This window comes from Pseudomonas sp. Xaverov 83 (genome assembly GCF_019352905.1).
Lineage (GTDB): Bacteria > Pseudomonadota > Gammaproteobacteria > Pseudomonadales > Pseudomonadaceae > Aquipseudomonas > Aquipseudomonas yamanorum.
On sequence record NZ_JAAAFU010000058.1, the window covers coordinates 39,614 to 66,038 of the forward strand.

The 26,425-nt window shown below is 60.8% G+C and carries 27 protein-coding genes; 16 read left to right on the forward strand and 11 right to left on the reverse strand.

Going from position 1 to position 26,425, the window contains the following annotated elements; all coding sequences use genetic code 11:
* Positions 1-27: 27 nt before the first annotated feature.
* Genes K0H47_RS19060 through K0H47_RS19075 form a run of 4 tightly spaced genes read right to left on the reverse strand, consistent with a single transcriptional unit; the run spans position 28 to position 2,640 of the window.
* Positions 28-1,344: a sensor histidine kinase gene (locus K0H47_RS19060; protein ID WP_219273412.1), complete on the reverse strand. Its 1,317-nt coding sequence runs from the start codon at positions 1,342-1,344 to the stop codon at positions 28-30.
* Positions 1,341-2,009 (reverse strand): response regulator transcription factor, encoded by a 669-nt coding sequence (locus tag K0H47_RS19065; protein WP_017476155.1) that lies wholly within the window; start codon positions 2,007-2,009, stop codon positions 1,341-1,343. Before K0H47_RS19065 ends, K0H47_RS19060 begins: the two co-directional genes overlap by 4 nt.
* Positions 2,009-2,332: a PepSY domain-containing protein gene (locus K0H47_RS19070; protein ID WP_063031437.1), complete on the reverse strand. Its 324-nt coding sequence runs from the start codon at positions 2,330-2,332 to the stop codon at positions 2,009-2,011. The genes K0H47_RS19065 and K0H47_RS19070 overlap by 1 nt, the downstream gene beginning before the upstream one ends.
* Positions 2,332-2,640: a PepSY domain-containing protein gene (locus K0H47_RS19075; protein ID WP_093198738.1), complete on the reverse strand. Its 309-nt coding sequence runs from the start codon at positions 2,638-2,640 to the stop codon at positions 2,332-2,334. Before K0H47_RS19075 ends, K0H47_RS19070 begins: the two co-directional genes overlap by 1 nt.
* A 159-nt stretch (positions 2,641-2,799) precedes the next feature.
* Between K0H47_RS19075 and K0H47_RS19080 the strand changes: the two genes are divergently transcribed.
* The 7 genes from K0H47_RS19080 to codA all read left to right on the forward strand — a co-directional run bounded on the left by K0H47_RS19080 (position 2,800) and on the right by codA (position 9,543).
* Positions 2,800-3,879, forward strand: a complete 1,080-nt coding sequence (locus K0H47_RS19080; protein WP_063031441.1) for a hypothetical protein — start codon at positions 2,800-2,802, stop codon at positions 3,877-3,879.
* A 180-nt stretch (positions 3,880-4,059) separates the two neighbouring features.
* Positions 4,060-4,416 (forward strand): 6-carboxytetrahydropterin synthase QueD, encoded by a 357-nt coding sequence (gene queD / locus K0H47_RS19085; RefSeq protein ID WP_003190259.1) that lies wholly within the window; start codon positions 4,060-4,062, stop codon positions 4,414-4,416.
* A 93-nt stretch (positions 4,417-4,509) separates the two neighbouring features.
* Positions 4,510-4,962 carry a GNAT family N-acetyltransferase gene (locus K0H47_RS19090; RefSeq protein WP_177070324.1) on the forward strand — a complete coding sequence of 151 codons (453 nt, stop codon included), beginning with the start codon at positions 4,510-4,512 and terminating at the stop codon, positions 4,960-4,962.
* A gap of 10 nt (positions 4,963-4,972) precedes the next feature.
* Complete coding sequence (locus tag K0H47_RS19095) at positions 4,973-5,596, forward strand: NUDIX hydrolase (RefSeq protein WP_093198753.1); 624 nt, start codon at positions 4,973-4,975, stop codon at positions 5,594-5,596.
* A gap of 201 nt (positions 5,597-5,797) precedes the next feature.
* Entirely contained in the window at positions 5,798-7,066 is a 1,269-nt protein-coding gene (gene codB, locus K0H47_RS19100; protein WP_063031447.1) for a cytosine permease, read from the forward strand.
* Positions 7,063-8,280 (forward strand): PucR family transcriptional regulator, encoded by a 1,218-nt coding sequence (locus tag K0H47_RS19105; RefSeq protein WP_219273413.1) that lies wholly within the window; start codon positions 7,063-7,065, stop codon positions 8,278-8,280. Before codB ends, K0H47_RS19105 begins: the two co-directional genes overlap by 4 nt.
* Before the next feature lie 27 nt (positions 8,281-8,307).
* The gene (gene codA, locus K0H47_RS19110) at positions 8,308-9,543 is read left to right on the forward strand and encodes a cytosine deaminase (RefSeq protein ID WP_093198764.1); all 1,236 of its coding nucleotides are present in this window, start codon (positions 8,308-8,310) and stop codon (positions 9,541-9,543) included.
* A gap of 2 nt (positions 9,544-9,545) precedes the next feature.
* Here codA and K0H47_RS19115 read toward each other — a convergent pair whose 3' ends face one another.
* The 6 genes from K0H47_RS19115 to K0H47_RS19140 form a co-directional block, all read right to left on the reverse strand.
* Positions 9,546-11,696, reverse strand: coding sequence for a lipase family protein (locus tag K0H47_RS19115; RefSeq protein ID WP_219273414.1), 2,151 nt, complete (start codon positions 11,694-11,696; stop codon positions 9,546-9,548).
* 11 nt (positions 11,697-11,707) lie between these two features.
* Complete coding sequence (locus K0H47_RS19120; protein ID WP_219273415.1) at positions 11,708-12,502, reverse strand: hypothetical protein; 795 nt, start codon at positions 12,500-12,502, stop codon at positions 11,708-11,710.
* Entirely contained in the window at positions 12,495-13,337 is an 843-nt protein-coding gene (locus K0H47_RS19125; RefSeq protein WP_219273416.1) for a DUF4123 domain-containing protein, read from the reverse strand. Before K0H47_RS19125 ends, K0H47_RS19120 begins: the two co-directional genes overlap by 8 nt.
* Positions 13,337-15,379 (reverse strand): type VI secretion system tip protein TssI/VgrG, encoded by a 2,043-nt coding sequence (gene tssI, locus K0H47_RS19130; protein ID WP_219273417.1) that lies wholly within the window; start codon positions 15,377-15,379, stop codon positions 13,337-13,339. The genes K0H47_RS19125 and tssI overlap by 1 nt, the downstream gene beginning before the upstream one ends.
* Before the next feature lie 311 nt (positions 15,380-15,690).
* A complete protein-coding gene (locus K0H47_RS19135; protein ID WP_219273418.1) occupies positions 15,691-16,680 on the reverse strand; it encodes a diaminopimelate epimerase in 990 nt (329 codons plus the stop codon).
* A complete protein-coding gene (locus K0H47_RS19140; protein WP_017476170.1) occupies positions 16,677-17,438 on the reverse strand; it encodes a FadR/GntR family transcriptional regulator in 762 nt (253 codons plus the stop codon). The genes K0H47_RS19135 and K0H47_RS19140 overlap by 4 nt, the downstream gene beginning before the upstream one ends.
* A 234-nt stretch (positions 17,439-17,672) precedes the next feature.
* On the opposite strand from K0H47_RS19140, the gene K0H47_RS19145 reads away from it, so the two are divergent.
* The 7 genes from K0H47_RS19145 to K0H47_RS19175 are packed head-to-tail and all read left to right on the forward strand — an operon-like array spanning position 17,673 to position 23,870.
* Complete coding sequence (locus K0H47_RS19145) at positions 17,673-18,413, forward strand: SDR family oxidoreductase (RefSeq protein ID WP_177070340.1); 741 nt, start codon at positions 17,673-17,675, stop codon at positions 18,411-18,413.
* Between the two features lie 28 nt (positions 18,414-18,441).
* Positions 18,442-19,287, forward strand: coding sequence for an ureidoglycolate lyase (locus K0H47_RS19150; protein ID WP_219273419.1), 846 nt, complete (start codon positions 18,442-18,444; stop codon positions 19,285-19,287).
* Positions 19,288-19,307: 20 nt separating this feature from the next.
* Positions 19,308-20,585 (forward strand): L-fuconate dehydratase, encoded by a 1,278-nt coding sequence (locus K0H47_RS19155; protein ID WP_218264542.1) that lies wholly within the window; start codon positions 19,308-19,310, stop codon positions 20,583-20,585.
* 38 nt (positions 20,586-20,623) lie between these two features.
* On the forward strand, positions 20,624-21,484 hold the full coding sequence (locus K0H47_RS19160; RefSeq protein WP_219273420.1) for an amidohydrolase: 861 nt from the start codon (positions 20,624-20,626) through the stop codon (positions 21,482-21,484).
* Positions 21,481-22,254 (forward strand): SDR family oxidoreductase, encoded by a 774-nt coding sequence (locus tag K0H47_RS19165; RefSeq protein WP_063031471.1) that lies wholly within the window; start codon positions 21,481-21,483, stop codon positions 22,252-22,254. The genes K0H47_RS19160 and K0H47_RS19165 overlap by 4 nt, the downstream gene beginning before the upstream one ends.
* Positions 22,251-22,598, forward strand: coding sequence for an L-rhamnose mutarotase (locus K0H47_RS19170; protein WP_219273421.1), 348 nt, complete (start codon positions 22,251-22,253; stop codon positions 22,596-22,598). Before K0H47_RS19165 ends, K0H47_RS19170 begins: the two co-directional genes overlap by 4 nt.
* Before the next feature lie 51 nt (positions 22,599-22,649).
* Entirely contained in the window at positions 22,650-23,870 is a 1,221-nt protein-coding gene (locus K0H47_RS19175) for a sugar MFS transporter (protein WP_219273422.1), read from the forward strand.
* Here K0H47_RS19175 and K0H47_RS19180 read toward each other — a convergent pair.
* Positions 23,812-24,633, reverse strand: a complete 822-nt coding sequence (locus K0H47_RS19180; protein WP_219273423.1) for a helix-turn-helix domain-containing protein — start codon at positions 24,631-24,633, stop codon at positions 23,812-23,814. The genes K0H47_RS19175 and K0H47_RS19180 overlap by 59 nt on opposite strands.
* A 92-nt stretch (positions 24,634-24,725) precedes the next feature.
* Between K0H47_RS19180 and K0H47_RS19185 the strand changes: the two genes are divergently transcribed.
* Entirely contained in the window at positions 24,726-24,971 is a 246-nt protein-coding gene (locus tag K0H47_RS19185; protein WP_201139869.1) for a hypothetical protein, read from the forward strand.
* A gap of 277 nt (positions 24,972-25,248) precedes the next feature.
* Positions 25,249-26,400, forward strand: a complete 1,152-nt coding sequence (locus tag K0H47_RS19190) for an MFS transporter (RefSeq protein ID WP_063031481.1) — start codon at positions 25,249-25,251, stop codon at positions 26,398-26,400.
* Positions 26,401-26,425: the final 25 nt, after the last annotated feature.

The following is a 26,425-nucleotide window of genomic DNA, read 5'->3' on the forward strand; positions in this document are numbered from 1 at the left end:
GAAGAAGCTTGCTTCTTCACCACCCTGCTAGTGGCGACGTGGCAAGTCGATTACTACCGTTAAACCACCAAGTTCGCTTTCTTCAAGCCGCAGTACCCCGCCCCACACCTCTACGATATCCCGCACAATACCCAGCCCCAGACCATGCCCGTCAGTCTGCTCATCCAGCCGCGTGCCTCGGCTGAACACCTGGTCGCGCTGATGCTCGGGAATCCCCGGCCCATCATCTTCCAGCACCAGCCGAAAGCCTTCCGGGGTTTCACTGATGCTCAATACAATTTCCGCGTCCGCCCATTTGCAGGCGTTGTCCAGCAGGTTACCCAACAGTTCCAGCAGGTCTTCACGGTCCCACGGCAAATGCAAACCGGGGGGGACGCGGTAACTCAAATCCAGGTGTTCGCCATGGATCATGTTCAGGGTCGCCAGCAACCCTGGCAATTCACCATCGCAATCAAACAAGGCACCCGGCAGCGTCTCGCCGGCCAGGCGCGCACGATTGAGTTCGCGATTAAGCCGTTGTTGCACCTGCTCCAACTGTTCGCGCAGCAGCTTGCTCAGTTGTGGTTGGTCCTTGAGCTGCTCACTGGATGCCACACTCAGCAACACTGCCAATGGGGTCTTCAAGGCATGGCCAAGATTGCCCAGGGCATTGCGCGAGCGCTTGAGGCTGTCTTCGGTGTGGGCCAGCAAATGGTTGATCTGCGCCACCAGCGGCTCCAGTTCCACCGGCACCTGGGTGTCCAGTTGCGAGCGCTGGCCTTGTTGCAGTTGCGCGATCTGGTTGCGCGCGGTCTCCAGCGGGCGCAAGGCGCGGCGCACGGTGACCCGTTGCAGGATCAGGATCAGCAACAGCGCCGCCAGCCCCAGCACCAGCCCGATCTGGCGCATCAGGCGAAAGCTTTCCCTGACCGGGGTGTAGTCCTGGGCCACGCTGATGGAAATCGATTGGCCAAAGCGCTTGTAGTCCGAACGCAGTACCAGCAACTGCTGGCCTTCCGGCCCCAACTGCAGGTTGCCCTTGAGCCCGGCGTGAGGCAGTTGCGGCAATTCCTGGTCCCATAGCGAACGGGAACGCCAATGGGTGTCGGCAAAATCAATACGGAAATAGTGCCCGGAAAACGGACGCTGGTACGCAGGAGACAACCGCTGTTCATCCAGTTGCACCCCCGCAGGCCCACGCACCAATGCCACCAGCAGGTTTTCACTGTCGTTGCGCAAGCCCGATTCCAGGTAGCGTTGCAGACCCATTTCGAACAGCCACAGGCTGGTTTGCGCCAGCACCAGGCCGACGATCACCATGACGCTGATCAGCCCCAGGCTCAGGCGCCGCTGGATCGACTTCATGCAGGGCTGGCGCCGAAACGGTAACCCTGCCCGCGCCGGGTCTCGATCACGCTGCGGCCCAACTTGCGGCGCAGGTGATTGACGTGGACCTCCAGCACATTGGAATCACGTTCGGTCTCGCCATCGTACAAATGTTCGGCCAAGTGGCTTTTTGAAAGGATTTGCTCGGGGTGCAGCATGAAGTAACGCAACAGCCGAAATTCGGCGGCGGTCAGTTGGATCTCCTCGCCATCACGCATCACACACTGGCGGCCCTCATCCAAATGCAAGCCGGCGGCCTGCAAGGTCGGCTGATTAGCCTGGCCATGGGAACGGCGCAGTAAGGCCTGGATACGCAGGTGCAGTTCTTCGGGATGGAACGGTTTGCTCAGGTAATCGTCGGCGCCCGCCTTGAGCCCTTCGATGCGCTCAGCCCAGGAGTCGCGGGCAGTGAGGATCAGCACCGGCGTGGCCAGGCCGGCGGCACGCCACTGCGTCAACACTTCAAGCCCGGGCAAACCCGGCAGGCCGAGGTCAAGGATGATCAGGTCGTAGGGCTCGCTGCGCCCCTGATACACCGCATCACGCCCATCCGCCAGCCAGTCCACGGCATAGCCCTGACGGTTTAGCCCAGCCATCAGCTCATCGGCCAGGGGGACGTGGTCTTCCACCAGGAGCAGGCGCATCAGTCGTCTTCCTTGTCTTTGAGCAGTTCACCGGTGTTGGCATCAAGTTCGATCTCGCGCACCACGCCTTCCACCGTCAACAGTTCGATTTCATAGATATAGCGCACAGGTCGATCCTTGTGCTCTTCAAGCTCGGCGTCCAGCAACTTGGCGCCCGGGTAGCGCTCGAAAGCCGGGCCCAGCAGGTGTTCAAGCGGCGCAATGACGCCCTTCTGGCGCAGGCGCAGCGCTTCGTCCTGGCCCAGGTCCCGAGCGGCCAGGCCTGAGCAAAATGCCAGGAGCACCAGCGCCACCTGGACGCTGGTGCGTAGATTTACCTTCATTACGTATCCTGATGATCCTTGAGGACGGTCCCGGTCACAGCGTCCAATTCCAGGTCCCACTCAACGCCCTGGGCGTCGCGCAGTTCCACCTGATAAAGGTACTTGCCGTATTCCTCTTCAAGCTCGGTTTCATGCACGGTGGCGCCGGGATGTTTGGCCAGTGCGATGGCGTTGAGCTTCTCGAAAGACACAATGGTACCAGCGTCGCGCAACTTCAGTGCTTCGTCCGGCCCCAGGTCGCGAGCCTGGGCGACGCCTGCGGTGAGGACGATGATACTGCTGGCGATCAAGGCTGTGAGGGATTTCATGGTGAGTCTCCGTTTCAGGATATTTTGCCTACGGGGCTCACGGTACTGGATCCAACTTAACTGAAACTGAATTGCCACCATGGCAATTCTGCGTAATACCTTTGCCTGCAACCGCGCAAGATTTCCTATACTGCCCCGCTCGCTGTCGATGAGACCGGTATGACTGCTATCCACATGAAGTTCCCCGCCCTGACCCTCAAGGCCGGTAAACGCGCCTTCACACGCATTCGTGAGCAGGGGCTTGCGCCTGCGGACGTCGGCATCCTTCCCGGCGCCGCCGGCGGCCCCAAGGCCCTCGGCATCCAGGGTCTGGACCTGGCGCTGTTCGGCGACTGGCTGCCCCGCGCGCCACGTGAACGTGCACTGATCGGCGCCTCGATTGGTTCCTGGCGGTTTGCCAGTGCGTGCCTGCCCGACCCGGTGCAAGGCCTGCTCGACCTGGGCCGGCTGTACAACGAACAGAGTTTTGCCAAAGGCGTGACCATGGCTGAAGTCAGCCAGAGTTGCGTGCGCATGCTCGATGACCTGCTGGCCGGCCGCGATGCCCGCGTGCTCGACAACCCGAACTACCGGCTGAACATCATGGTGGTCAAAAGCCATGGCCTGCTCGCCGACGATCATCGCGGTCGCCTCGGTTTGGGGCTGTCCTCGGTAATCGCCGACAACCTGCGGGGCCGCGCACGGTTGTCCCGGCACTTCGAACGGCTGATCGTCCACGACCCACGCCAGGCGCCACCACTGCATGCGCTGGAGGATTTCCCCTCGAGGTTCCTGAATCTGGAACTGGGCAACCTGCGCCAGGCGTTGCTGGCGTCAGGCTCGATCCCCATGGTGATGCAAGGCGTGCGCGACCTGCCGGGCGCCGGTGCTGGCACCTATCGCGATGGCGGCCTGCTGGACTATCACCTCGACCTGCCCTACCACGGCGATGACATTGTGCTGTACCCGCACTTCACCGACCGGGTCATTCCCGGCTGGTTCGACAAGGGCCTGCCGTGGCGCCGCGCCAATCAACAGGGACTGCAGGATGTATTACTGCTGGCACCGTCGAAGGAATACCTGGCCCGCCTGCCCCACGGCAAACTGCCGGACCGCAGTGACTTCAAGCGCTTCATGGGCGATGACCCGGGCCGCAACAAATATTGGCAAACCGCGATGAGCGAAAGCCAGCGGCTGGGGGACGAGTTTCTGCAACTGGCCGACAACGGGCAATTGGGCGAACGCCTGCTGGCCCTCTAGCGCCCTCTCCGTAGCAGCTGTCGAGCCCAAGCGAGGCTGCGTCGACAGCACCTCGGTTTGCCAGACAAACCGTCAACGCAGCCTCGCCAAGGCTCGACAGCTGCTACGCGGTATGCGCGCGGCCGCGACAAACTGTTAAACTCGCCGCCTGCCAGACACCTCACCGAGCTGAAAAACCCTGTGGAAATCTTCAAAGAGTTTACCTTCGAGTCCGCCCACCGCCTGCCCCACGTTCCGGAAGGCCACAAATGCGGGCGCCTGCATGGCCATTCGTTCAAGGTGGCGATCCACCTCAGCGGCGACCTCGACCCGCATACCGGCTGGATCCGTGACTTCTCGGAGATCAAGGCGATTTTCAAGCCGCTCTACGAACGCCTCGATCACAACTACCTCAATGACATTCCGGGCCTTGAAAACCCCACCAGCGAAGTGCTGGCCAAGTGGATCTGGAATGAGTTGAAACCGTTGTTGCCGGAACTCAGCGCGATTCGCATCCATGAGACCTGCACCAGCGGCTGCATCTATCGCGGCGAGTAAGCCGGCGATGTAAAAAACCACCCTTGCGGTGGTTTTTTTATGCCGGCAAGTCCCTTACAGTCAGGGCCTCTTGCACAGAAGGCGCACGCTGCGATGCCACCCCTTATCCGCCCCGCTACCGTTGACGATATCGCCTCCATCGAGGCCATCGTCTACGCCGCCTACTCCCCTTACATCGAACGAATCGGGCGCAAGCCAGGGCCGATGCTGGATGACTATGGCCACCAAGTTGCAGCCGGAGGGGTGCACGTGCTTGAGCGCGCGGGCCGGGTGCATGGCTTTGTCGTACTGATCCATCACGACGAGTACCTGCTGCTGGATAACCTGGCCGTCGACCCCGGCGCCCAGGGTTTAGGTTACGGGCGCCTGCTGCTGGAGTTCACCGAACGCCAGGCCAGGCACGGTTCCATCCGCCTCTATACCAATGAAGCGATGACCGAAAATATCGCGTTGTACGCCCGCAAAGGGTATGTGGAAACCCATCGCGCCGAAGAAAACGGCCTGCGTCGGGTTTACATGCAAAAAGAGCTCACCGCCTCGCACTGAAGGAGTTCCCATGGAAAACACCTGGCTGGCCCAGGCCAAGCGCTTGCAAGCGTTGGCCTCCACGGGGCTGCACTTCTGTACCGATGACTTCGAGCGCGAGCGCCTCGAGGAAATCGCCCAGATTGCCCACAGCATGCTGGCGCAGTTGGGCGAGGTGCCGCTGGAGCGCATCACCGGGCTGGTGCCGGATTTTGCCAAGCGCTATTCAACGCCCATGATTGATGTGCGGGGCGCGGTGATTGAGGGCGACCGGATCCTGTTGGTGCGCGAGCTGACGGATGGCTGCTGGGCGTTGCCTGGTGGTTATGCGGATATTGGTTTGTCGGCTGCTGAAAACATCATCAAGGAGATCCGCGAAGAAGCCGGGCTGACGGTCACCGCCCGGGCGTTGTACAGCGTCACCCACAAGGCCAAAGGCTTGTACCGGCCGGATATCCGCGACTTCTACAAACTCTATTTTCTGTGCGAACGGGTTGATCAACTGGCACCAACAGCGGGGTTCGAAACCACGGAAGTCGGGTTCTTCAGCCTCGACGACCTGCCGCCGTTGTCCCGTGGCCGCACCATTGAAAGCGACCTTGAAGCGGCCTTTGCATTTCATCGCGGCGAGACCACTCACACCCTGTTCGATTGAATAACCGGTGATCCAATTTGTATCACCGCTGCACCGCTTTCGCGCCTGACTGGGCAGAAAGACCAATCCCTCTGCGCACACCCCCTGTTTGGCTATAAATACTGTGCAACCTGCACAGTACTGACCGTGCGCCTGTCACTGCCTTGCACTTGGCACGACGGGTGCAATAGGCCTGCGTCACTCATTCAGGGAGAACGGCACATGACGCAGAACGAACCGGGCAATGACTACCCTCTCAGCGAGGTGCCCATGCATGCCCGCAAAGGCCTGGCCTCCACCGCCATGGTGCTGCTGGGCTTTACCTTTTTTACCGCGACCATGTTCGCCGGCGGCAAGTTGGGGGTGGCCTTCAGCTTTACCCAGATGCTCGGCGTCGTGGCCCTGGGTAACCTGCTGTTGGGTATCTACGCCGCAGGCTTGGGTTACATCGCGTTCAAGAGCGGTTTGAACTCGGTGCTGATGGGGCGCTTCTGCTTCGGTGAAGTGGGCAGCAAGTTGAGCGACTTGATCCTCGGTTTCACCCAGATCGGCTGGTACGCCTGGGGCACCGCCACTGCTGCCGTGGTACTGGGCAAGTATTTCGAGTTGAGCCAGGGCAGCGTACTGGGGTTGATGGTGCTGTTTGGCATGGTGTTCTGCGCGACGGCCTATGTGGGCTATCGCGGGTTGGAGATTCTGTCCTACATCGCCGTGCCGGCCATGGGCATTTTGCTGTTTCTGTCGATGTGGGTCGCCACGGTAAAAGTCGGCGGATTGGACGGGCTGCTGGCCGTGGTACCTACCGGTGAACTGGATATGTCCACCGCCATCACGCTGGTGTTCGGCACCTTCGTCAGCGGCGCGACCCAGGCCACCAACTGGACGCGGTTCTCGCGCTCGGCCAAAGTCGCGGTGCTGGCCAGCCTGATCGGCTTCTTTATCGGCAATGGCTTGATGGTGTTGATCGGTGCCTACGGCGCCATCGTCTACCAGCAGCCCGACGTGGTCGAGGTGTTGCTGCTGCAAGGCTTTGCCATGGCGGCCATGGCAATGTTGTTGCTGAATATCTGGAGCACCCAGGACAACACCATCTACAACTTCGCCGTCGCCGGCTGCAACCTGCTGCGCACCAAGCGCCGCAAAACGGTGACCCTGGCCGGCGCGGTGATCGGCACCCTGCTGGCACTGCTGGGCATGTACGACATGCTGGTGCCCTACCTGATCCTGCTGGGCACGGTGATTCCACCGATTGGCGGCGTGATCATGGCGGACTTTTTCTATCGCTACCGTGGCCACTATCCACGCCTGGCCGATACGCGCCTGCCGGCTTTCAACTGGCCAGGACTGATCGCCTATGCCGTGGGCACGGTGCTGGCCTTTCATTCGCCGTGGGTTGCTCCACTGGTGGGGATTGTGGCGGCGTCGCTGACCTATATCGTGCTGACCAGTGTGCTACGGGTGCGGGCGCCCTTGGCTGACGTGCGGGCATGAGCCTGACGATAGCCGATGTGCTGGCCTTGCCCGGGCTGGAGTCGATGTGCCTGCGGGCCGGGGAAGCCGGCCTGGAGAATACGGTGCGCTGGCCCTATGTCGCGGAAAACAGCGGCATCGCAGAATGGGTGCTGGGGGGCGAACTGGTGTTTGTCACCGGCATCAACCACCCACGGGATGAGGCCAATCTGCTGGAGCTGCTGGACGAAGCCTGTCAGCGCCAGGTCGCCGGCCTGGTGATCCTCACGGGGCCGGACTATATCCACGCGATTCCCCAGCGTCTGCTGGAAGCGGCGCAAGAGGCGTGCATGCCGCTGATCGAACAGCCGTACTCGTTGAAGATGGTGCTGGTGACCCAGGCCATCGGGTCGGCGTTGATCCAGTCGCAACAGCTGGGGCGCTCGCGACATGATGTGCTGGAGCGCCTGCTGGCCGGTGATTACCAATCCCTGGATTTGCTGTTGCACCGCGCCGCGCAGCTGGACATGCCGTTGGCCGGACATTGGCAGCTCGTCCAGCTGCAACTGGACGGCAGCGAAGCACTGTTCGCCCAGGGTGAGGCGCCGGTGGTGGAGGCACAGCTTGCCCGTCAGCACGATGCCATTACCCGGCGTTTGCGCCAGTTTTCGGCGCAGCACCCTTCGCGTTTGCCCGTGCTGGGGCGTGCCGGACAATGGACGTTGCTGTTGCCGGCGATGGACGCCGGTGCGGCATTGGCCAACCGCCAGTTGTTGGCAGGCTGGTTGAAAGCACTGAACCTGCGCCTGACGCCGTTGAAACTGTTTATTGGCCTGAGTGCTGCCGCTCACCCACCCGCGCGCCTGGTCCAGGCCCTGGATGAGGCGCGCCAGGCGTTGGCCGCCGCGCGACGGTTCAGTGAGCGCGCCGGGCTGTGCGTCTACGATGAGTTGGGGGTACTCAAGTTGCTCAGCGGCGTGCGTGATCGCGCCCTGCTCGACCAGTTTCTCAACGAACGCCTGGGGCCGCTGCTGCGGCACGACGTGCACCACGGCCCAAGCCTGATGCCAACCCTGGAAGCCTGGTTCCACGAGAATGGTAACCTTGTGGCCGCCGCCCAGCGGCTGGCGGTTCACCGCAACACCCTGACGCACCGCGTCCAGCGCATCGAAGCCCTGTGCGGCCTGAGCCTGGACAATGCTTATGACCGACTGGACATCGGCATCGCGCTGATGATCTGGCGGCTGTCTGCCTGACTGTTTTTTGCCAAGAGGAACTTGCCCATGCACATCATCAACGCCCGCCTGCGCAACCGTGAAGGCCTGCATGATCTGCACCTGGAACACGGCCGGATCGCCAGCATCACCCAACAAGGCGCTGCTCCCATAGCCGGCCCCGACGATCTGGACGCCGCCGGCAACCTGGTGGTACCTCCCTTTGTCGAGCCGCACATCCACCTCGACGCCACCCTGACCGCTGGCGAGCCGCGCTGGAACATGAGCGGCACACTGTTTGAAGGCATCGAGTGCTGGGGCGAACGCAAGGCCACCATCACCCTGGAAGACACAAAGACCCGCGCAAAAAAAACCATCCAGACCCTGGCCGCCCATGGCATCCAGCATGTGCGCACCCATGTCGACGTCACCGACCCGGACCTCACCGCGCTCAAGGCCATGCTCGAAGTGCGCGAGGAAACCGGCCACCTGATCGACCTGCAAATCGTCGCCTTCCCCCAGGAGGGCATCGAGTCCTACCGCAATGGCCGCGAGTTGATGGAAGAGGCCATTCGCCTGGGTGCCGACGTGATCGGCGGCATCCCGCACTTTGAATACACCCGCGACCAGGGAGTGAGTTCGGTGAAGTTCCTGATGGACCTGGCCGAGCGCACCGGTTGCCTGGTAGACGTGCACTGCGACGAAACAGACGACCCGCACTCGCGCTTCCTCGAAGTGCTGGCAGAAGAAGCCCGCAGCCGCGACATGGGCGCTCGCGTGACCGCCAGCCACACCACGGCCATGGGCTCTTACGACAATGCCTACTGCGCCAAGCTCTTCCGCCTGCTGGGGCATTCGGGCATCAGCTTTGTCTCCTGCCCCACCGAAAGCATCCACCTGCAGGGCCGCTTCGACACCTTCCCCAAACGCCGCGGCGTGACCCGGGTCAACGAACTGCTGGAGGCCGGCATGAACGTCTGCTTCGGCCAGGACTCCATCGTCGACCCTTGGTATCCACTGGGTAACGGCAATATTTTGCGGGTGCTGGAAGCCGGGCTGCATATCTGCCACATGCTCGGCTACCGCAACCTGCAAAGCGCACTGGACCTGGTGACCGACAACAGCGCCAAGGCCATGGCCTTGGGGGATCGTTATGGCCTGGAACCGGGACGTCCAGCGAACCTGTTGATCCTGTCTGCGGACAGCGACTATGAAGTGATTCGCAGCCAGGGATTGCCGCTGTATTCGATTCGCGCAGGCAAAGTGCTGATGAAGCGCCAGCCGGCGCAGGTGGAGTTTTTGTAGGCTCATACGATTGAGTCGATATCGAGGGTTTGCGGCTTTCCCCAGCCGTCATCCGGTTGTGGCGGGATGCTCGCCACTTGGGTGAACTCACGGTTTTGCGGGTGGGCGAACCAGCGCTTCAGGCTGGATTGCAGGGTTGGGGATGAAGCGTGGCTGCCATAGACGTCGCGGGCCTGGAGGCGGCGCCAGCGGAGGGTTTCCAAACGATCGCGACTGTCTTTCAGCCGATCGACTTCCTGACTCAACGGCTCGTGGTGTTCGTAGCCACGCTGGTTGGCTGGACGGTGTAGGTCCAGTTTTTTTCGTTGTTCCCGTAACTGGTGCTGCATGGTGAACAGGGCTTTGTCGATCAGTTCAAATTCACGGGAGGTCACGAGGGTGCCATGGGTATCGAGGGTTTGCTGCCAACGGCGCAACGTGGCCCAGGCGGCGGGGATATAGCTGACGATCATGGAGTGATGGGCACTCTGAACAAGCTGTTTGATCAAGTTGGCGCGATCCGGCATGTCGCCATTGAGCCGCAATGCGCGTTTGCAAGCCGCGTCCTCGATGGATTCACAGCCAGGGGTCCACAAGATCGAGGACTCTGTACCGTCCGGTAGCAGGACCGGCATGAAGTGTTGCTGCGCGCCATGGTGTTGGTAAGGATTGCCGGTCAGCCGGACCAAGCCCAAGGCAAACAGCAGACCGCCGGGCGCAGGGTTGCTGAATAGCAACACGGCGCCAGGGATCCAGAGTTTGGCAGTGGTGTTCATCCAGGGCGCAGGCACACTCGGGACAGGGTCATTGTGATTGACGATGCGGTGGTGCACCAGAGCGGAGGCACCGTCGGTGAATTCGGAGTCGGCAGCTCGGGGGGCTCCGTAGGTATATAGGAGGATGTTGTAGTGGGCATGTTCAGTTCGACGTAATCCCTCAGCCAGTAACAAGGCAATAGCACCACCAAGGCTGTGCCCGCAAATCACGATGCGCTGCCCTGTATAAAATTGGTCAAGGTAGCGCCTTACAAAATCACGCATGGCCTGATAAGCCTGATGAAAGCCTTCATGAGCCTTGCCTACACCATCGACAAACGACACTTGATGGGCATTTGCATCCCGCAGTTTATCGGCGCCACTGGCCGTGCCCCTTATAGCAACAAGGATCACTTCATCGTGATGGCAGATATATGCCTGAGTGTCAGTGCCGTGCTTTTTATCGTCAAAAAAATGCACGCGTGCCGGATGTTCCTGCTCTGTCCCCAACTCAGTGCGATTTTGCTGATACAAATCAGGGTCGAAGGGCAAAATTTCGAAACGCCGGGAATACGGTACGTCTTCATAAACCGGGTAAAAGTGTTGCACTAGCTCAACATCGACTTTCCAGGGTTCCTGATACCCCGATAGCCTGTCGGCAAAGAATTGACCAACGCTGGGGTCCATTGGAAAGCTGACTTGATCGATGGGTTTTGTTGGAGGCTCCTGTCCAAAATCGCAATAGCTCAACGTGGACATCAGTGCCAATTGATAGAGGTTCAAGGCACAGAATTGATCCTCGGTGGACAGCATAGGGCGCAGTGCTCGCAATGGGCGAACCTCAAGTACTGTATGCCGGTTGGGAAATAAAACGACACCAACCAACGTCGGCTGGGGTGGCCCGAATCCAAGGTCGGCCATCATTTTTAGTGCATGTCGGGGGGGCCGATGAGTACGGGACATCACGCGTGGCAAGTGAGCGGCGTATCGGACCAGATCACGTACTTCGACCTGATAGAACAGGTCCGTCTGATTCTTCGAAAGGCTTCGTTCGACACGCTGGCCATCGGCACGGAGAAACCGGGTTTGTTCCGCACGAACCTGGAGCTCGGTGATGGGTAGCTTGTAAGCCAGACGCGTCATCAAATCGGTATATGGCTTTTCTGAACCGGAGTAGCGTTCATCCAACTTAATGACGAGCGGACCACAGTAAAAATCATCTCGCCTGGCAAAGCCCTCACCATCCAGACGACCGAAGTACTCACGCCCCGCGCTGTCATAACAAGTGTAAGGCAGACCGCCGTAGGCCTTTCCGTCCCCAGACTCATCTACTAGGCAGAAACTTGCCCAATGTCCTCGTAACGAACAAGCAGGTGCCTTGTCACTAAAAAACGGTTGCTTCCGTGCATCCTGTTTCATGAATAAGCTCCCTATTCTGTACACGTTGGATAGACGTCGCATACGCGTCCATCCGGCATTTTGATAGCTTTGAAATCAGTAGTATTCCCACGGCAATACGCAAACACATCGTCCAAGCTTTCCCCCATACAGCGTCTCCAGCCTCCCGGAACGGCAACCCAGTTGTCGTCTACAGCGGGTAGTTCCTCGTTTGCCACTGCCAGCACCATCCTCAGTGTTTTCCCCTCTAACTGATCCCGTTGTACAAAGCCTCCTGCTCGCGACTTACTCGGTTGTCCAATGGCGTCCAACGAATTACACATAAGGATTTTCCTGATCGCATGCAGCGGTCCGATCGTCCTGAAAAACCACTGACACCGCCCCAGTAACTCCTGAACACCCGACTCAGGCATCCCGGCCCTACCTTCTTCCAACCGATCCAACACATTCACGAACGCAAAATCCCCCCCAACATCCGCCGACCGCTCTCCCCACTTCGCATACATATCAAACGTAATACTGCGCAACACCAACGGGCACCCATCCACCACCTCCGTCAGCGGTACTTCAAAGCTCACCCGATTGGCGACCGGCTTCCCAAGGGTGTCAAAAACCTTGTCCTCCGGCTGCTTGCCCCGGCGCTTGGGTAAGGTGCAGATCTCACCTGTTGCCGGTCGATAAGCCGCATCACTCTTGAAGCGAAAATTCGCCGGCAGGTCGACTTCCAGTGTGAAACTATCCACTGGTTTCATCGCACAACCGGAAGCAGCCATCACGCTGCAAACGAATCCCCCTCGCCACACGCTCAACATAAATCCCCTACGCATCCTGCTTCTCCCGCTCCACCCGACGCCACTCCCCAACCACCCGCTGAAAATGATCCTCAGCCACTTCCCCCCGCATCGGCTGCCATCGAATAAGCACGTCCCCAGTGGCTTCCACCAACCGCCGCACCACCAAAAACTCCAGCTGTTCCGGTCTCTCCCATTGCCAAGCCCGCGCTTGCTCCAGCACCTGTTCCAGCCAGATTCTCGGGTTCTGAAATTCAGCCAGTTGACTGAGCGCCTCGCTGTACTCAGCCAGCAGATAACGCAGGATATTGGCCTGCAGAATCGCTGCCGCCTGTGGGTTCGGCACCTCCAGCCACGGCGCAGGATCGGGCACCGGATACGCCCCCGGAGCCGGGTTATCGACACAGCACCAACGCTCACCCTGCCAGTAACACACGCTGATCAGCGGCCCGAGAAAAACAGGCCAGTCCTGATCAGGCAGGTGAACCAAGGCCCGCGCCAAGGTGCGGTTATCGTGGAAGCGGTACAGCGCCTGACTGCCCATCGCCCCCACCACCAACCTCTCGCGCCAGTGCCGGGTAACACCCGATAAATCATCACCAGGCAGGCTGCCCAACCATCCCCAGTTACGCTGAGGGTTTTGTAACAAACCCACCAATCCGGGTTCGTTGACATGGTCGAGCAACAGGAGCATCGGGCCATCCGCAGACATTTCCGATGCGACGGTTTCACCATAGAGGCTGCAATACTCAGCCACCGTGCGTGTCGCCAGCAGTAGCCCCCGCGCATCGCTTTCACCCTGTAGAACCAGGCAAAGCCGGCGCCCTGCCTGCTGCTGTTCAGCCATCCACTGGCCAGGCGCGATCTCCATCAAGCCGCCCTCCCCGTGAATTCGCACAGGCCTTCACGGCAGCGCTCGCACACTGGACAGAAGTCCGCATCCAGTCTTCTGGCCAGCTCCATGACTGCGCCTTGGATAACCGAAACCTTCGGCCCATCCGCTACAAGTGCGGACGAAGCAGCCACGTCACCCGGTCCAACTGGGTTGGCTGTACGAGTCCCAGCAGGTACACCGCCCAACGTGATCGGCCGACTGCTGAAAATCCCTCCGGCCTGTATCAGCAAATGCTCACCACCCGCCTTGAAGCTCAACTGCGCACCGGCATCGATAACCAGGTTGGCGCCCGCTTTGAGATGGACCTGTTGCCCCGCTTCGATCACCAGGGTCTGGCCGACATGCGTCTGGCTGTTGCCCTGCACGTGCAAGTGATCATCAGCCCCAAGCCGAACCTTGCGGTCGCCGGCGATGCTGCGGTGGTCCTCGTCTCCCAGGGTGGTCGTACTCAAGCCTTGGATGGTTTCCCGACGTTCGCCCACGACTTCCAGCCGACTGTCGTGGCCTACCTGCTGTTCCAGGTCGCGTTGGGCGCGCAGGTAGATGAGTTCCTGGCCGCTACGGTCCTCGAGGTGCAATTCGTTGGCCCCCGCCCCGCCTGGCGAACTGCGGCTGCGCAGAACGCTACGGGTCTTGTGTTGCGGCAACGGATAGGCAACCGGTTGCAACGTGTTAGGCAGGCAACCATTGATCACTGGCCGGTCCGGATCACCTTCCAGGAACGTCACCAAGACCTCCATGCCCACGCGCGGGATCATCACCGCGCCAAAGCTGTCGCCCGCCCAACCGGTTGCCACCCGCACCCAACAGCTGCTCTTGTCGTCGTTCTTGTCCAGCCGGTCCCAGTGAAAGCGAATTTTTACCCGCCCGTGTGCGTCGCAATGCACGTCCTCACCCACGGGGCCGGTGACCGTTGCGGTCTGACAGCCGCTGATGCGCGGTTTGGAGTGCGTGATCGGTGGGCGGTAAGCGGCGCGCCAAGGCGTGGCGGTAAATCGATTGCGATAGCCTTGGAATGCCTCGACATCCACTACCGCCTCCTCCAGCACCTGCGGTTGATAGCCTTCGTGGCGCACGCTGGTGATCAACCACAAGTCATTGCAGGAGAGGTCCGGGTGGTCGCGCAGTTCCAGGAAATGCCCACTGCGCAAAGCTGGCTGATCACTGCGACCCAACGCCCGATGACGGTCCCGCTGATGACGTTCCAGGCTCCGTCGGGCCACCTGCGAACCTCGCAGGTGGCCCGTAAACCCCGCTGGATATTGATAGTCCTCAAGTGCAGGGGAAGATCCGGCTTGCTCCTGCAGACGCAATGACGGATGTTCAAAGTCATAGTCACGCCGGACAACCTGAGTGCTGCGCGTGGCCAGGCGCACATCAAAACGCTGGATCACCAATACTTCGGCCGCTGGGCCACCGGCCGCACAATAGTGCTGCACCGGCAAACGACGGAACACTGTCTGATCATCACCAAACACCAGTACATGGCCGTCCGTACTGTGGCGAAAGTGGTAGTGGATGCCCTCTTCCTCGCACAGCCGCTGGATAAAATGCAGATCGGTTTCCGCGTATTGCACACAGAACGTACGTGGCAGGTACACCACCGGCCCCAATTCAAAGGCATAGGCATCGGCGAAAATACCGTGCTGCTCAAGCACCGCCGCGATGATCTGCGGCACGCTGCGCTGCTGGAAAATCCGCTGGTCGCAACGATGGGCCAGATAGGCCAGACGCGGAGCAAGGGTCAGGTGGTAGCGGGTCAGCCGCCGGCCCGGGTCTTCCCGGCCAATGGCATAGATCTGCCCGTGAAGGCCTTCACCTGGTTCACCAAAATCCAGATAGGCCGGTTGATGAAGCAGCTTCTCCAGATCAAGGCCGGGGTTTTCACTGACCCACTGCACTTCAATGAAAAAAGGCTGATCGATACTTTCGCTGCCTTTAAACGCCAGTACCTGAAGTTCCTGTTTTATTCCTGCGACGATCAGTTTGAAGCGTGACGAAACAAGCGTGTTGAACATCCGTTGTTACCCGCCATTCATTGTCGAGCTGAAATGGCCCCTTCACAAAACGCAGAAAAAGCCACTCAGTTCGAAGCCGATAAAAAGTGCCTGAACCCCAGGAATACTAGCGATTTCAGGCGAAATTCGGCCGCTTCAAAATAAAAAAGAAGATTCGTACATCGATATTGGAAGGGTCTTTTATCAATTACAGAAATGCAGTTAAACAGCCAGTACTCACTAACAGGAATACTCTTACGCCGCCATTCACCAAGACCGCTTATTTATAGAGAAGCGGCTGACAAAGATAATTAAGCCAGCCACATCCTTCTTCAAACTTCCTGCAGCCGCGCAGTCCCGAACAGGCTAACGCTCAGCAACTCACCCGCCCCTGCTTGCAACCGCACGGGCGCCGTACCGCCCGGCATCACCACTGCCACCTCACCCGCCGTCACCCATCCTACAGACCACGCGGCGCATGCCACGGCACTGGCGCTGGTCCCGGAGGACGCCGTCGGTCCCTCACCACGCTCAAACACCCGTGCGATCACGCGGTTGCCTGAATCCCGGGCGACCCATTGCAGGTTGACCCCGGAAATACAAGGCTGGCCGGCCCCGGCAGGTGGTGCAAAAGCAATCGCTCTCAGCGGATCAAACAACGCTGGCCGATGCATCTGCGCGTTGTCCGGCAACACTGACGCGTCCTGTACCAGCGTCACACAGTGAGGATTGCCCACACGCACAAACTGGCTGTGATTCCACTCAGGGTTGAGCGCAGCCAGTGGCAAAACCTGGCTCACCTCGGTTCCTTCAAGCGAGACGACTGCCACACCAACCGCCCCTACCGCCAAAGGCCCGAATTCGGGTCGCCCCAGCGCCAGCCAGAAGCCCTGCACCTGTTCATACTCCGCAGGCTCAACCCGCGTAACCACTGGAGACAGTGCATCCGTCTTGTCGTGATGCACCCGCAGGTCACAGCCCTGCGCCATCAATCCCTGATCGGTCAACGACTGCGCAAAAATCGTCAGGCCATTGCCACTGCGTTCCGCCAGGGAGCCATCCGTGTTGACGATCAACAGGTCAAAGGGCGGCGCTGCCTGAAACGGCCCCACCAACAAACCGTCACAACGATGCGCCTTGGCCTCTGCCGGGCGCGGCAACTCACCCCAACCGCACTCCGCAGCAATGGCCGCCAATGCCCAGACACCCCGAGTGCCAGCGGCCAAGTCGGCACGGTCCGGCACGCCGATACCCTTGCTGCGTAACTGCGCCGGGCTTACCACCCCGTAGATATTTCCGCGGGCGTCGTAGAACACGGTCATTGCGCAGTCCGCATAAAGATCCGTACCACCTCTTCCAGGTGCTTGCGCATGGCCTGTCGTGCACCTTCCGCGTCTCGTTGTTCCAGTGCATCAAGGATCTTGCGGTGCTCGTCTTCCGAGCGATGGGGCATGTCGTCCGAGGTGTAATGCGCCTGTAACCGCTGGAACATGCTGCCGTACCGATGCCCGAGCAGGTGCGCAATCATCAGCGCATAGGCCGGATTGCCCGAGGCCTGGGCGATGCGGATGTGAAACAGGCGATCGCCCGGGTGAGTATGGGAGCCTTCGCGGTTGTCCTGCACGTTGCGCTCGAACGCCTCGCGGATACCCGCGAGTTCCTCGTCAGTGGCGTGTTTGGCTGCCAGGGCGGCGGCCTCCGGCTCAATCAGGCGCCGGGCCTGGAGCAGGGAAAACGGCGGAATCTCAGCGTTGAAATCGACGTGCAGGTTGAGTTCCGGATCGAACTCTTTCCATTGATCCCGGGTAGCCTGGGCCATTACCGGTTCCTGGCTGACTTTCGGTTGCACCGGTTCACACACCAGCACGCCGTTACCCACTCGCACGTCCACCAGGCCGATCACCTCCAGGGCAATCATCGCTTCGCGAACGGAGGCGCGACTCACGCCCAGCAGTTTGGCCAGCTCGCGTTCAGCCGGCAGACGGCTGCCCGGCGGAAATTCTCCGCTGTCGATCAACGCCCGCAACTGGTCGGCAATCTGTCGATAAAGACGTTGGTTATCAATCACTTGAAATGGCATCTAGGCTCAGCTCGATTCATGCACGGCACGGTCCAGGTGATCAACCCGCGAAAAAGCCGCTTGTTGACCGGGAAGACCCATGCTAAAAATTGGATCAATGGCCTGACCATTGGATCGTTTCCAGTGTGCTGATCATAGCAAACCCACCACAGTTCGCTATGCCGCAGATGCAGGCGTTTTACGCCCTCAATGGCCTGACTATTGAGCCAATAATAACAATCAAGGGAGTCTGTCATGGACCTCACCGGTAAACGCGTGCTGATCACCGCTGCCGCCCAGGGCATTGGCCGCGCCAGCGTCGAAGCCTATCTGGCGGCCGGCGCCGAAGTGATTGCAGCCGACATCAATCAACGGGCGCTCGCTGACTTGTCAGGGGCGCAAACGGTCTTGCTCGACGTCACCGACGCCAGTGCTATTCAGCGCCTTGCTGCCGAGATCGGAACGCTCGACGTGCTGTTCAACTGCGCAGGCGTGGTGCACGCCGGCAATATCCTCGAATGCCCGGAAAGCGACTGGACGTTTGCCCTGGACCTGAACGTCACCGCCATGTATCGCATGATCCGTGCATTTCTGCCGGGGATGCTGGCGGCGGGCGGCGGTTCGATCATCAATATGTCTTCGGTGGCCTCCAGCCTCAAGGGCGTGCCCAACCGCTTTGCCTACTGCGCCAGCAAGGCCGCCGTCATCGGCCTGACCAAATCCGTCGCGGCCGATTTCGTCACCCAACGCATCCGCTGCAACGCCATTTGCCCCGGCACCGTAGAGTCGCCTTCGCTGCAGCAACGCATCATCGAACAAGCCCGCCATGAAGGTCGCCAGCAGGATGAGGTGTACGCCGCCTTCACCGCCCGCCAGCCGATGGGCCGCTTGGGCACGCCCCAGGAAATCGCCCAGTTGGCGCTGTACCTTGGCTCCGATGCCAGCGCCTTTACCACCGGCACCACCCAGATCATTGACGGCGGCTGGAGCAACTGACCGCCCACTTCCAATAAGAGGACTGCTCATGAAACTGCTGCGCTATGGTGAAAAAGGTCAGGAACGCCCGGCCCTGCTGGACGCTGATGGACGTCTGCGTGATTTGTCCGCTCACATCAGCGATGTCGCCGGTGACGTCCTGCTCCCGCAAAACCTCGCTCGCCTGCAAGAACTCGACCCCGCGAGCCTGCCTCTGGTGCCGGGCAATCCGCGTTTGGGTGCCTGTGTCGGCCAGGTAGGAAAATTCATCTGCATCGGCCTGAACTACGCCGATCACGCCGCCGAAACCGGCGCACCGATCCCTGAAGAACCGATCATCTTCAACAAATGGACCAGCGCCATCGTCGGCCCCAACGACAACATCGAAATCCCCCGCCACTCCACCAAGACCGACTGGGAAGTCGAGTTGGGGGTGGTGATCGGCCAGGGCGGTCGTTACATCGACGAAAGCCAGGCCATGCAGCACGTGGCCGGTTACTGCGTGATCAACGACGTCTCCGAACGCGAATTCCAGCTGGAACGCGGCGGCACCTGGGACAAGGGCAAAGGCTGCGACACCTTCGGCCCGTTGGGCCCGTGGCTGGTCAGCCGCGATGAAATCGCCGACCCGCACCAACTGTCGATCTGGCTGGAAGTCGACGGTCATCGCTACCAGAACGGCAACACCCGCACGATGATTTTCCAGATTCCCAAATTGATCAGCTACCTCAGCCAATTCATGAGCCTGCAACCGGGGGATGTGATTTCCACCGGCACCCCGCCCGGTGTTGGCCTGGGGATCAAGCCCACGCCGGTCTACCTCAAGCCAGGGCAAAAGATTCGCCTGGGCATCGAAGGCCTTGGCGAACAGAACCAGACCACGGTCGACGCCTGACAAGAACCAAGGAGCCGTTCATGACCACCATTACCGCGATTCGCGTCGAAGATATCCGCTTTCCTACGTCCCAGTCCCTGGACGGTTCCGACGCCATGAACCCGGACCCGGACTACTCGGCCGCCTATGTGATTTTGCAGACCGACAACCCGGCCCTTGAAGGCCATGGCCTGACCTTCACCATCGGCCGTGGCAACGAGATTTGCTGTGCGGCGATCCAGGCCATGCAGCCGCTGTTGATAGGCTTGACCCTGGAATGGATCGCCGAAGACATGGGCCGTTTCTGGCGGCATGTCACCAGCGACAGCCAGTTGCGCTGGATTGGCCCGGACAAGGGCGCCATTCACCTGGCCACCGGCGCGATCGTCAACGCCGCGTGGGATTTGTGGGCCAAGGCCGAAGGAAAACCCTTGTGGCGCCTGGTGGCCGACATGAGTCCGGAACAGTTGGTGCGGTGCATCGACTTCCGCTACATCACCGACTGCATCACCTCCAGCGAAGCCCTGGCCTTGCTGCGCCAACGCGCCGAAGGCAAGGCTGAACGCATGGCCGACCTGCAAGCCAATGGCTACCCCTGCTACACCACCTCCGCCGGCTGGCTCGGTTATGGCGACGAAAAGCTGCGCAGGCTGTGCCAGGAAGCGGTGGATGCCGGGTTCAACCACGTCAAGCTCAAGGTCGGCCATGACTTGCAGGACGACCTGCGCCGCGTGCGCATCGCCCGCGAAGTGCTGGGGCCGGACCGCCAACTGATGATCGACGCCAACCAGGTGTGGGAAGTCGACACCGCCATTGATTGGGTGCGCGAATTGGCGTTTGCCAAGCCGTGGTTTATCGAAGAGCCCACCAGCCCCGACGATATCGAAGGCCATCGCAAGATTCGCCTGGGTGTGGCGCCGGTCAAGGTCGCCACCGGCGAGATGTGTCAGAACCGGATCATGTTCAAACAGTTGATCATGCGCGAAGCCATCGATGTGGTGCAGATTGACGCCTGCCGCCTGGGTGGGGTGAACGAGGTGCTGGCAGTGATGCTGATGGCGGCCAAATATGGCCTGCCGGTTTGCCCCCATGCTGGCGGCGTTGGGCTTTGCGAGTACGTGCAGCATTTGTCGATGATCGATTACCTGTGCATCGCCGGCACCCACGACGGCCGGGTGATCGAGTATGTCGACCACTTGCATGAGCATTTCGAGGAGCCTTGCGTGGTGCGCGGCGCGGCCTATATGCCGCCCAAGGCGCCAGGGTTCTCGATCCAGATGAAAGCCGCGTCCCGGGAGCAATATCGCCACCGGCCGTGACCTGAAGCACACCTTTGATTGGACGGAGCACAATAATAATGTCGTCCCCATCACCTCTGAGGCTCGATGCGCACCAGCATTTCTGGCGCTACCGGGCCGCTGATTATCCGTGGATCGGTGCGTCTGAGGCTGACCTGCGGCGGGACTTTCTCCCACAGGATTTGCGGCCGCTGCTCGACGCTGCCGGCCTGGATGGCTGCATTGCCGTGCAGGCCCGCGCGGGTGAGCAGGAAACCGACGCGTTGCTGGAAATGGCGCGCCAGCACCCGTGGATACTCGGCGTCGTCGGCTGGGTCGACCTGTGCGACCCAGCCCTGGAATATCACCTGGAACAGTGGCGCGACGCTCCGAGACTCAAGGGCTTTCGGCATCAGATTCAGGACGAACCGACGCCTGCCAGTTTCATGGCTGACCCGGGATTCTCCCGTAGCCTGCACCACCTGCAGCAACAAGGCTACGTCTATGAGGTGTTGATCCGCTGCGCCGACCTCGACGCCGCCACCGCCCTGTGCCAACGCCACGACCGGCATCATCTGGTGCTGGATCACCTGGGCAAGCCCGACATCACCAACGGCCCGGCCGGTTGGGCAGAACACCTGGCGCCGCTCGCCGCCCTGCCCCACGTCAGTTGCAAGTTGTCGGGCCTGCTCACCGAAGCCGGGCCCGACCAGCGCAACGCTCGTGCCTTGCGCCCTTACATCGAACTGGCACTGGAACTGTTCGGCGCCGAGCGCTTGATGTTCGGCTCGGACTGGCCGGTGTGCCTGCTGGCAGGCGAATACCAGGGCACCTGCCAATTGCTGCAACAGACCCTCGGCCAGCTGTCGCCCAATGAACAGCAGGCGATCTGGGGCGGCACCGCCCAGCGGGTCTATCACCTTGAAGGAAACTGCCCATGAATCTGCATTTGCAGGACCGCGTGATCATCGTCACTGGCGGTGGCTCGGGGATAGGCGCCGCCATCTCCCTGGGACTGATTGCCGAAGGCGCGATCCCGGTGATTTTCGGTCATCAACCGTTGTCGCCAGCCTTCGCGGCCGAGCTGGAACAGCAAGGCCAAAGCCACTTCATCCGCGTCGAGTTGCGTGATGAAGACGCCTGCCGCGCGGCCGTCAACGAAGTGTTGCAACGCTTCGGGCGCATCGACGGCCTGGTGAACAATGCCGGGGTCAACGACGGTGTGGGGCTGGACGCCGGGCGTGCCGCCTTCGTCGAGTCCCTGGAAAAGAACCTGATTCACTACTACCTCATGACCCACCTGTGCCTCGACGCCCTCAAGGCCAGTCGCGGGGCGATCGTGAATATCAGCTCCAAGACGGCCCTCACCGGCCAGGGTGGCACCAGCGGTTATACCGCCGCCAAAGGTGCGCAGCTGTCGCTGACCCGGGAATGGGCGGCGTCCTTGCTGGAGTTCGGCATCCGGGTCAATGCGGTGGTGCCTGCCGAGGTGCTGACACCGTTGTACCAACGCTGGATCGATGGCTTCGACAACCCCGAAGCCAAGCTCGCCGCCATCGTCGAAAAAATCCCCTTGGGCAAGCGGATGACCACCCCCGAGGAAATTGCCGACAGCGTGTTGTTCCTGCTCTCACCTCGCGCGTCTCACACCACTGGGCAATGGCTGGTGGTGGACGGTGGCTACACCCATTTGGACCGGGCGCTGACATGAGCGGCCAACGTTACTGCCTGGCGCTGGACCTGGTCGACGACGAGGCATTGATCGTCGAGTACCAGCAGTTGCATCAACGCATCTGGCCCGCCGTGGCCGAACATCTGCGCAGCCAGCACATCCTGGAGATGCAGATCTGGCGCCTGGGCACACGGCTGTTCATGGTCATGGACACTGCGGCCGGGTTCAGCTTCGACGGGTTGGACCACGCCGCACGCGCCAACCCTGAAGTGCAAGCCTGGGAAACCATGATGTGGCGTTTCCAAGTGCCCACGCCGTGGACTGACCCTAGTGGCAAATGGCAGCCGCTGACGCAGATTTTCAGCCTCACCGACCAACCGTAGTACCCGCTGCATCGCACGCCTTGATCCCATAAAAACAACAGGAGAAGCGTCATGTTAAGCAAAGACACACACCTGCCTGGCACCCGCGCGGTGCCGACCTATCGCTGGGCGCTGATGCTGGTGACCAGTCTGTTCTTCCTCTGGGGCTTGTCCTACGGTTTGCTGGACGTCCTGAACAAGCATTTCCAGGAAGTCCTGCACGTCAGCAAGGCACAGTCCGGGCTGTTGCAAGGTGCATATTTCGGCGCGTATTTCCTGATCGCCCTGCCGGCGGGGCTGCTGATGGACCGTCACGGCTACAAAGCCGGGATCCTCTTGGGCTTGTGCCTGTATGCAGCAGGCGCCTTGCTGTTCATGCCGGCGGCGGCTGCAGCAAGTTTTCCGTTTTTCCTGTTCGCGCTGTTCGTCATTGCCTGCGGCCTGGGCTGCCTGGAGACTGCCGCCAACCCGTATGCCACGGTGCTGGGCGAACCCCAGGGCGCCGAGCGGCGGTTGAACCTGGCGCAATCCTTCAACGGCCTTGGCCAGTTCTTCGGCCCGCTGATTGGCGGCGCGATGTTCTTCAGCACCGGCAGTACGCCGGTCTCGGACATGAGTTCGCTGCAAACCACCTATGTGGTGATCGCGGTTCTGGTATTGCTGGTGGCGCTGTTGATCGCCCGCACACCGCTGCCGGATCTGCGCGCCCAGGAGCAAGCACTGCAACCGGTGGCCGGCAAGGGGCTGTGGCAGTATCCGGAGTTCGTTGGTGGGGTGATCACGCAGTTTTTCTACGTGGCGGCCCAGGTCGGAGTCGGCGCATTTTTCATCAACTACGTCACCGAGCATTGGGCACAGATGGGCAGCCAGCACGCAGCCTACCTGCTGTCGATCGCGATGCTGGCTTTCATGTTCGGGCGCTTTTTCAGCACCTGGTTGATGGGACGGGTCAGCGCGCAAAAGCTGCTGCTGATCTATGCGCTGATCAATATCGCGTTGTGTGCGCTGGTGGTGATTGGCCTGGAAGGCATCTCGGTGATCGCGTTGATTGCAGTGTTCTTCTTCATGTCGATCATGTTCCCGACGCTGTTTGCCATGGGCGTGAAAAACCTCGGGCCGCACACCAAGCGCGGCAGTTCGTTCATGATCATGGCGATTGTCGGCGGCGCGTTGATGCCGTACTTGATGGGCAAGGTGGCGGATAACAGCACGGTGGCGCTGGCTTATTTGTTGCCTATGGGCTGTTTCGTGGTTGTGGCGGTGTATGCCCGTAGTCGGTTGCGCCATCCATGAAGTATCGCCCCGGCGTCGTCCCAAACGTGCGCCGGAACATGGCAATAAAGGCACTGACGTTTTCATAACCCAAGTCCAGCGCAACCCGGGTGACCGGTACGTGCGCCGCCAGTAACTCCAAGGCGCGCAACAACCGCGCACGCTGACGCCATTGGCTGAAGGTGAACCCGGTCTCGGCGACAAACCGCCGGGCCAGCGTACGCGGGGATACGCTGGCCAACTGTGCCCATTGCTCCAGCAGGCGGTTGTCGCTCGGGTCGTCAGCCAGCGCCTGGGCGATGCGCAACAGCCGCGGGTCCTGGGGCAGCGGCAAGCCAAATGGTTCCTGGGGCAAGCCGGCGATTTCATCAAGGATCACCTGGGCAATTCGCGCCTGTGGCGGCTCCAGCTGCGGCTCGGCCCAGGTTGCCGCGCGCCTGACAGCCTCCAGTAACAAGGCCGACGTGGCGATAACACACGTCTGTTGCGGCAGACCGGCACACGCCTGAGGGTCGACATACACACTCCATCCATCAAACGGCCCGTGGGAACGCAGGGAGTGGGAGCAATCAGGCACGATCCACACCGCGTGAGTGGCCGGCACCACCCAGTGCTGATGCGCCGCCTGTACCGAGAGCAAACCGCGCTGGGCCCCTAGCAGTTGGCCCCGGGCATGCTGATGGGGCGCGGTGGCGCGCTCGACGGGGCTGCTACGCAACGTTGCCACCAGCAAGGGACCGCCGATTGCATTGGCAAGTTGAGGTGAAACGAGGGTGGGCGACATATGGCAGCTTTACCGTATTGAATGACCCGAATAAGGCAGTGTAGCCACATGTACGCGCCTAGACTGTGGATTCATTCATTGAGGACACTGTCATGCGTGCAGAAGACTTGCTTCCCGATCATCTCGACCAAGGCCAATTCAATGGCGTGATCGTGCGCAAAGGCACGGTGGGGGCGTTCCTCGCCAACGCCAGAACCTGGTGCAACCCAGCCACCCCGGGCGAACAGCGACTGCTGGCCGAACAGGACATGCTGGAAGCCCTCCCCGCATTGCAAGCCCTGGGTTTGTTTGAGGTGTTGCAGGTGCGGGATGCCGAGTTGGCCCGGCTGCTGAAGTGAGAGGATCGGCCTGGAAGGTGGTAATCCACCGCAAGAATCCCGGGGTTCGCCAGTTCTCGCGGGGATTACGCACCTTCCAGACCACCTCGCACAGCAGACGATCACTCGTCCTACACGCTGATAGTGGTTGGAAAAGCCAATCGCGTTCCATGCTCCTGGAAAAATTGTTGGCGCTGTGTTCAGGCATGTCAAAGGAACCCGGCTCGCTCGATACGGCCTGATGTGCAAGGATGTTGCGCTGCACATCGTTCGTTGAACGCAAAACCAAGGATTTGTCATGACCGCCATCAGCACCCCAGCGCCCGTGGTACCCGGGCGGCTGGAACAAATGTCCACCCGCATCGCGTTTTTTATCGCCGGTTTCGGCATCGCCGCCTGGGCACCGCTGGTGCCTTATGCCAAGGCCCGCGCCCAACTCAATGAGGGCACCCTCGGCCTGTTGCTGCTGTGCCTCGGCGTAGGGTCGATGATCGCAATGCCGGTCGCAGGGGCCCTGGCCTCTCGCTTTGGCATCCGGCGAGTGGCCACCGGCGGGACCATCCTGATCTGCCTTGGCCTGCCGATGCTCGCCACCGTCACCTCGGTTCCGCTGCTGATGGCTGCGCTGTTTGTATTCGGCGCCGGCCTCGGCACGGTGGACTCCACGGTCAACCTGCAAGCGGTGATGGTCGAACGGGCCAGCGGCAAGACCATGATGTCGGGCTTTCACGGGCTGTTCAGCCTGGGCGGAATTGTCGGTGCGGCGGGGGTCAGCGGGTTGCTGGGTTTGGGGTTATCGCCGTTGCAGGCCACCCTCGCCGTGATCGTTGTCATCGCGGTGGCCTTGCTCAAGGCCGGGCCACACTTGCTGCCCTATGGCAGCGAAAGCTCCGGGCCCGCCTTTGCCGTTCCCCACGGGGTGGTGCTGTTTATCGGCTGCCTGTGCTGCATCGTGTTTCTCGCCGAAGGCGCCGTGCTGGACTGGAGCGCAGTATTCTTGAGCGCCGAGCGCGGCCTTGACGAAGCCTATGCAGGCCTTGGCTACGCAGCTTTTGCCTTGACGATGACCGTCGGGCGCCTTACCGGTGACAGGATTGTTCGCCGTCTGGGGGCAACCCGGGTGATCGTGTTCGGTGGTGCTCTTGCTGCGGCCGGTATGTTGCTGGCGACGCTGTTTCCTGCGTGGGAAACCGCCTTGCTGGGGTATGCCCTGGTAGGTGCCGGGTGTTCGAACATCGTACCGGTGCTGTACACCGCCGTCGGCAAGCAGACCGTCATGCCGGAACACATTGCCGTGCCCGCCATCACCACCCTGGGTTACACCGGCATTCTCGCCGGCCCTGCGGTGATTGGCTTTATCGCCCATGGCAGCAGCCTGAGCACGGCCTTTGTGCTGATTGCCGTGCTGCTGATCGGTGTGGCGATCAGTGGGAAAATATTGCGGGTTTGACGGGTAACCCCATAACGCCTCATTC

Excerpts from the sequence above, each read along its gene's own strand:
- K0H47_RS19125 (WP_219273416.1), bottom strand. The coding sequence starts at position 13,337 with ATGGAGATCGCGCCTGGCCAGTGGATGGCTGAACAGCAGCAGGCAGGG.
- K0H47_RS19060 (WP_219273412.1), bottom strand. The coding sequence starts at position 1,344 with ATGAAGTCGATCCAGCGGCGCCTGAGCCTGGGGCTGATCAGCGTCATG.
- K0H47_RS19120 (WP_219273415.1), bottom strand. The coding sequence starts at position 12,502 with ATGCGTAGGGGATTTATGTTGAGCGTGTGGCGAGGGGGATTCGTTTGC.
- K0H47_RS19115 (WP_219273414.1), bottom strand. The coding sequence starts at position 11,696 with ATGAAACAGGATGCACGGAAGCAACCGTTTTTTAGTGACAAGGCACCT.
- K0H47_RS19135 (WP_219273418.1), bottom strand. The coding sequence starts at position 16,680 with ATGACCGTGTTCTACGACGCCCGCGGAAATATCTACGGGGTGGTAAGC.
- K0H47_RS19170 (WP_219273421.1), top strand. The coding sequence starts at position 22,251 with ATGAGCGGCCAACGTTACTGCCTGGCGCTGGACCTGGTCGACGACGAG.
- K0H47_RS19185 (WP_201139869.1), top strand. The coding sequence starts at position 24,726 with ATGCGTGCAGAAGACTTGCTTCCCGATCATCTCGACCAAGGCCAATTC.
- K0H47_RS19140 (WP_017476170.1), bottom strand. The coding sequence starts at position 17,438 with ATGCCATTTCAAGTGATTGATAACCAACGTCTTTATCGACAGATTGCC.
- K0H47_RS19160 (WP_219273420.1), top strand. The coding sequence starts at position 20,624 with ATGTCGTCCCCATCACCTCTGAGGCTCGATGCGCACCAGCATTTCTGG.
- K0H47_RS19070 (WP_063031437.1), bottom strand. The coding sequence starts at position 2,332 with ATGAAGGTAAATCTACGCACCAGCGTCCAGGTGGCGCTGGTGCTCCTG.
- tssI (WP_219273417.1), bottom strand. The coding sequence starts at position 15,379 with ATGTTCAACACGCTTGTTTCGTCACGCTTCAAACTGATCGTCGCAGGA.
- K0H47_RS19175 (WP_219273422.1), top strand. The coding sequence starts at position 22,650 with ATGTTAAGCAAAGACACACACCTGCCTGGCACCCGCGCGGTGCCGACC.
- K0H47_RS19155 (WP_218264542.1), top strand. The coding sequence starts at position 19,308 with ATGACCACCATTACCGCGATTCGCGTCGAAGATATCCGCTTTCCTACG.
- codB (WP_063031447.1), top strand. The coding sequence starts at position 5,798 with ATGACGCAGAACGAACCGGGCAATGACTACCCTCTCAGCGAGGTGCCC.
- codA (WP_093198764.1), top strand. The coding sequence starts at position 8,308 with ATGCACATCATCAACGCCCGCCTGCGCAACCGTGAAGGCCTGCATGAT.
- K0H47_RS19145 (WP_177070340.1), top strand. The coding sequence starts at position 17,673 with ATGGACCTCACCGGTAAACGCGTGCTGATCACCGCTGCCGCCCAGGGC.
- K0H47_RS19080 (WP_063031441.1), top strand. The coding sequence starts at position 2,800 with ATGACTGCTATCCACATGAAGTTCCCCGCCCTGACCCTCAAGGCCGGT.
- K0H47_RS19095 (WP_093198753.1), top strand. The coding sequence starts at position 4,973 with ATGGAAAACACCTGGCTGGCCCAGGCCAAGCGCTTGCAAGCGTTGGCC.
- K0H47_RS19190 (WP_063031481.1), top strand. The coding sequence starts at position 25,249 with ATGACCGCCATCAGCACCCCAGCGCCCGTGGTACCCGGGCGGCTGGAA.
- K0H47_RS19165 (WP_063031471.1), top strand. The coding sequence starts at position 21,481 with ATGAATCTGCATTTGCAGGACCGCGTGATCATCGTCACTGGCGGTGGC.
- K0H47_RS19180 (WP_219273423.1), bottom strand. The coding sequence starts at position 24,633 with ATGTCGCCCACCCTCGTTTCACCTCAACTTGCCAATGCAATCGGCGGT.
- K0H47_RS19150 (WP_219273419.1), top strand. The coding sequence starts at position 18,442 with ATGAAACTGCTGCGCTATGGTGAAAAAGGTCAGGAACGCCCGGCCCTG.
- K0H47_RS19090 (WP_177070324.1), top strand. The coding sequence starts at position 4,510 with ATGCCACCCCTTATCCGCCCCGCTACCGTTGACGATATCGCCTCCATC.
- K0H47_RS19065 (WP_017476155.1), bottom strand. The coding sequence starts at position 2,009 with ATGCGCCTGCTCCTGGTGGAAGACCACGTCCCCCTGGCCGATGAGCTG.
- K0H47_RS19075 (WP_093198738.1), bottom strand. The coding sequence starts at position 2,640 with ATGAAATCCCTCACAGCCTTGATCGCCAGCAGTATCATCGTCCTCACC.
- K0H47_RS19105 (WP_219273413.1), top strand. The coding sequence starts at position 7,063 with ATGAGCCTGACGATAGCCGATGTGCTGGCCTTGCCCGGGCTGGAGTCG.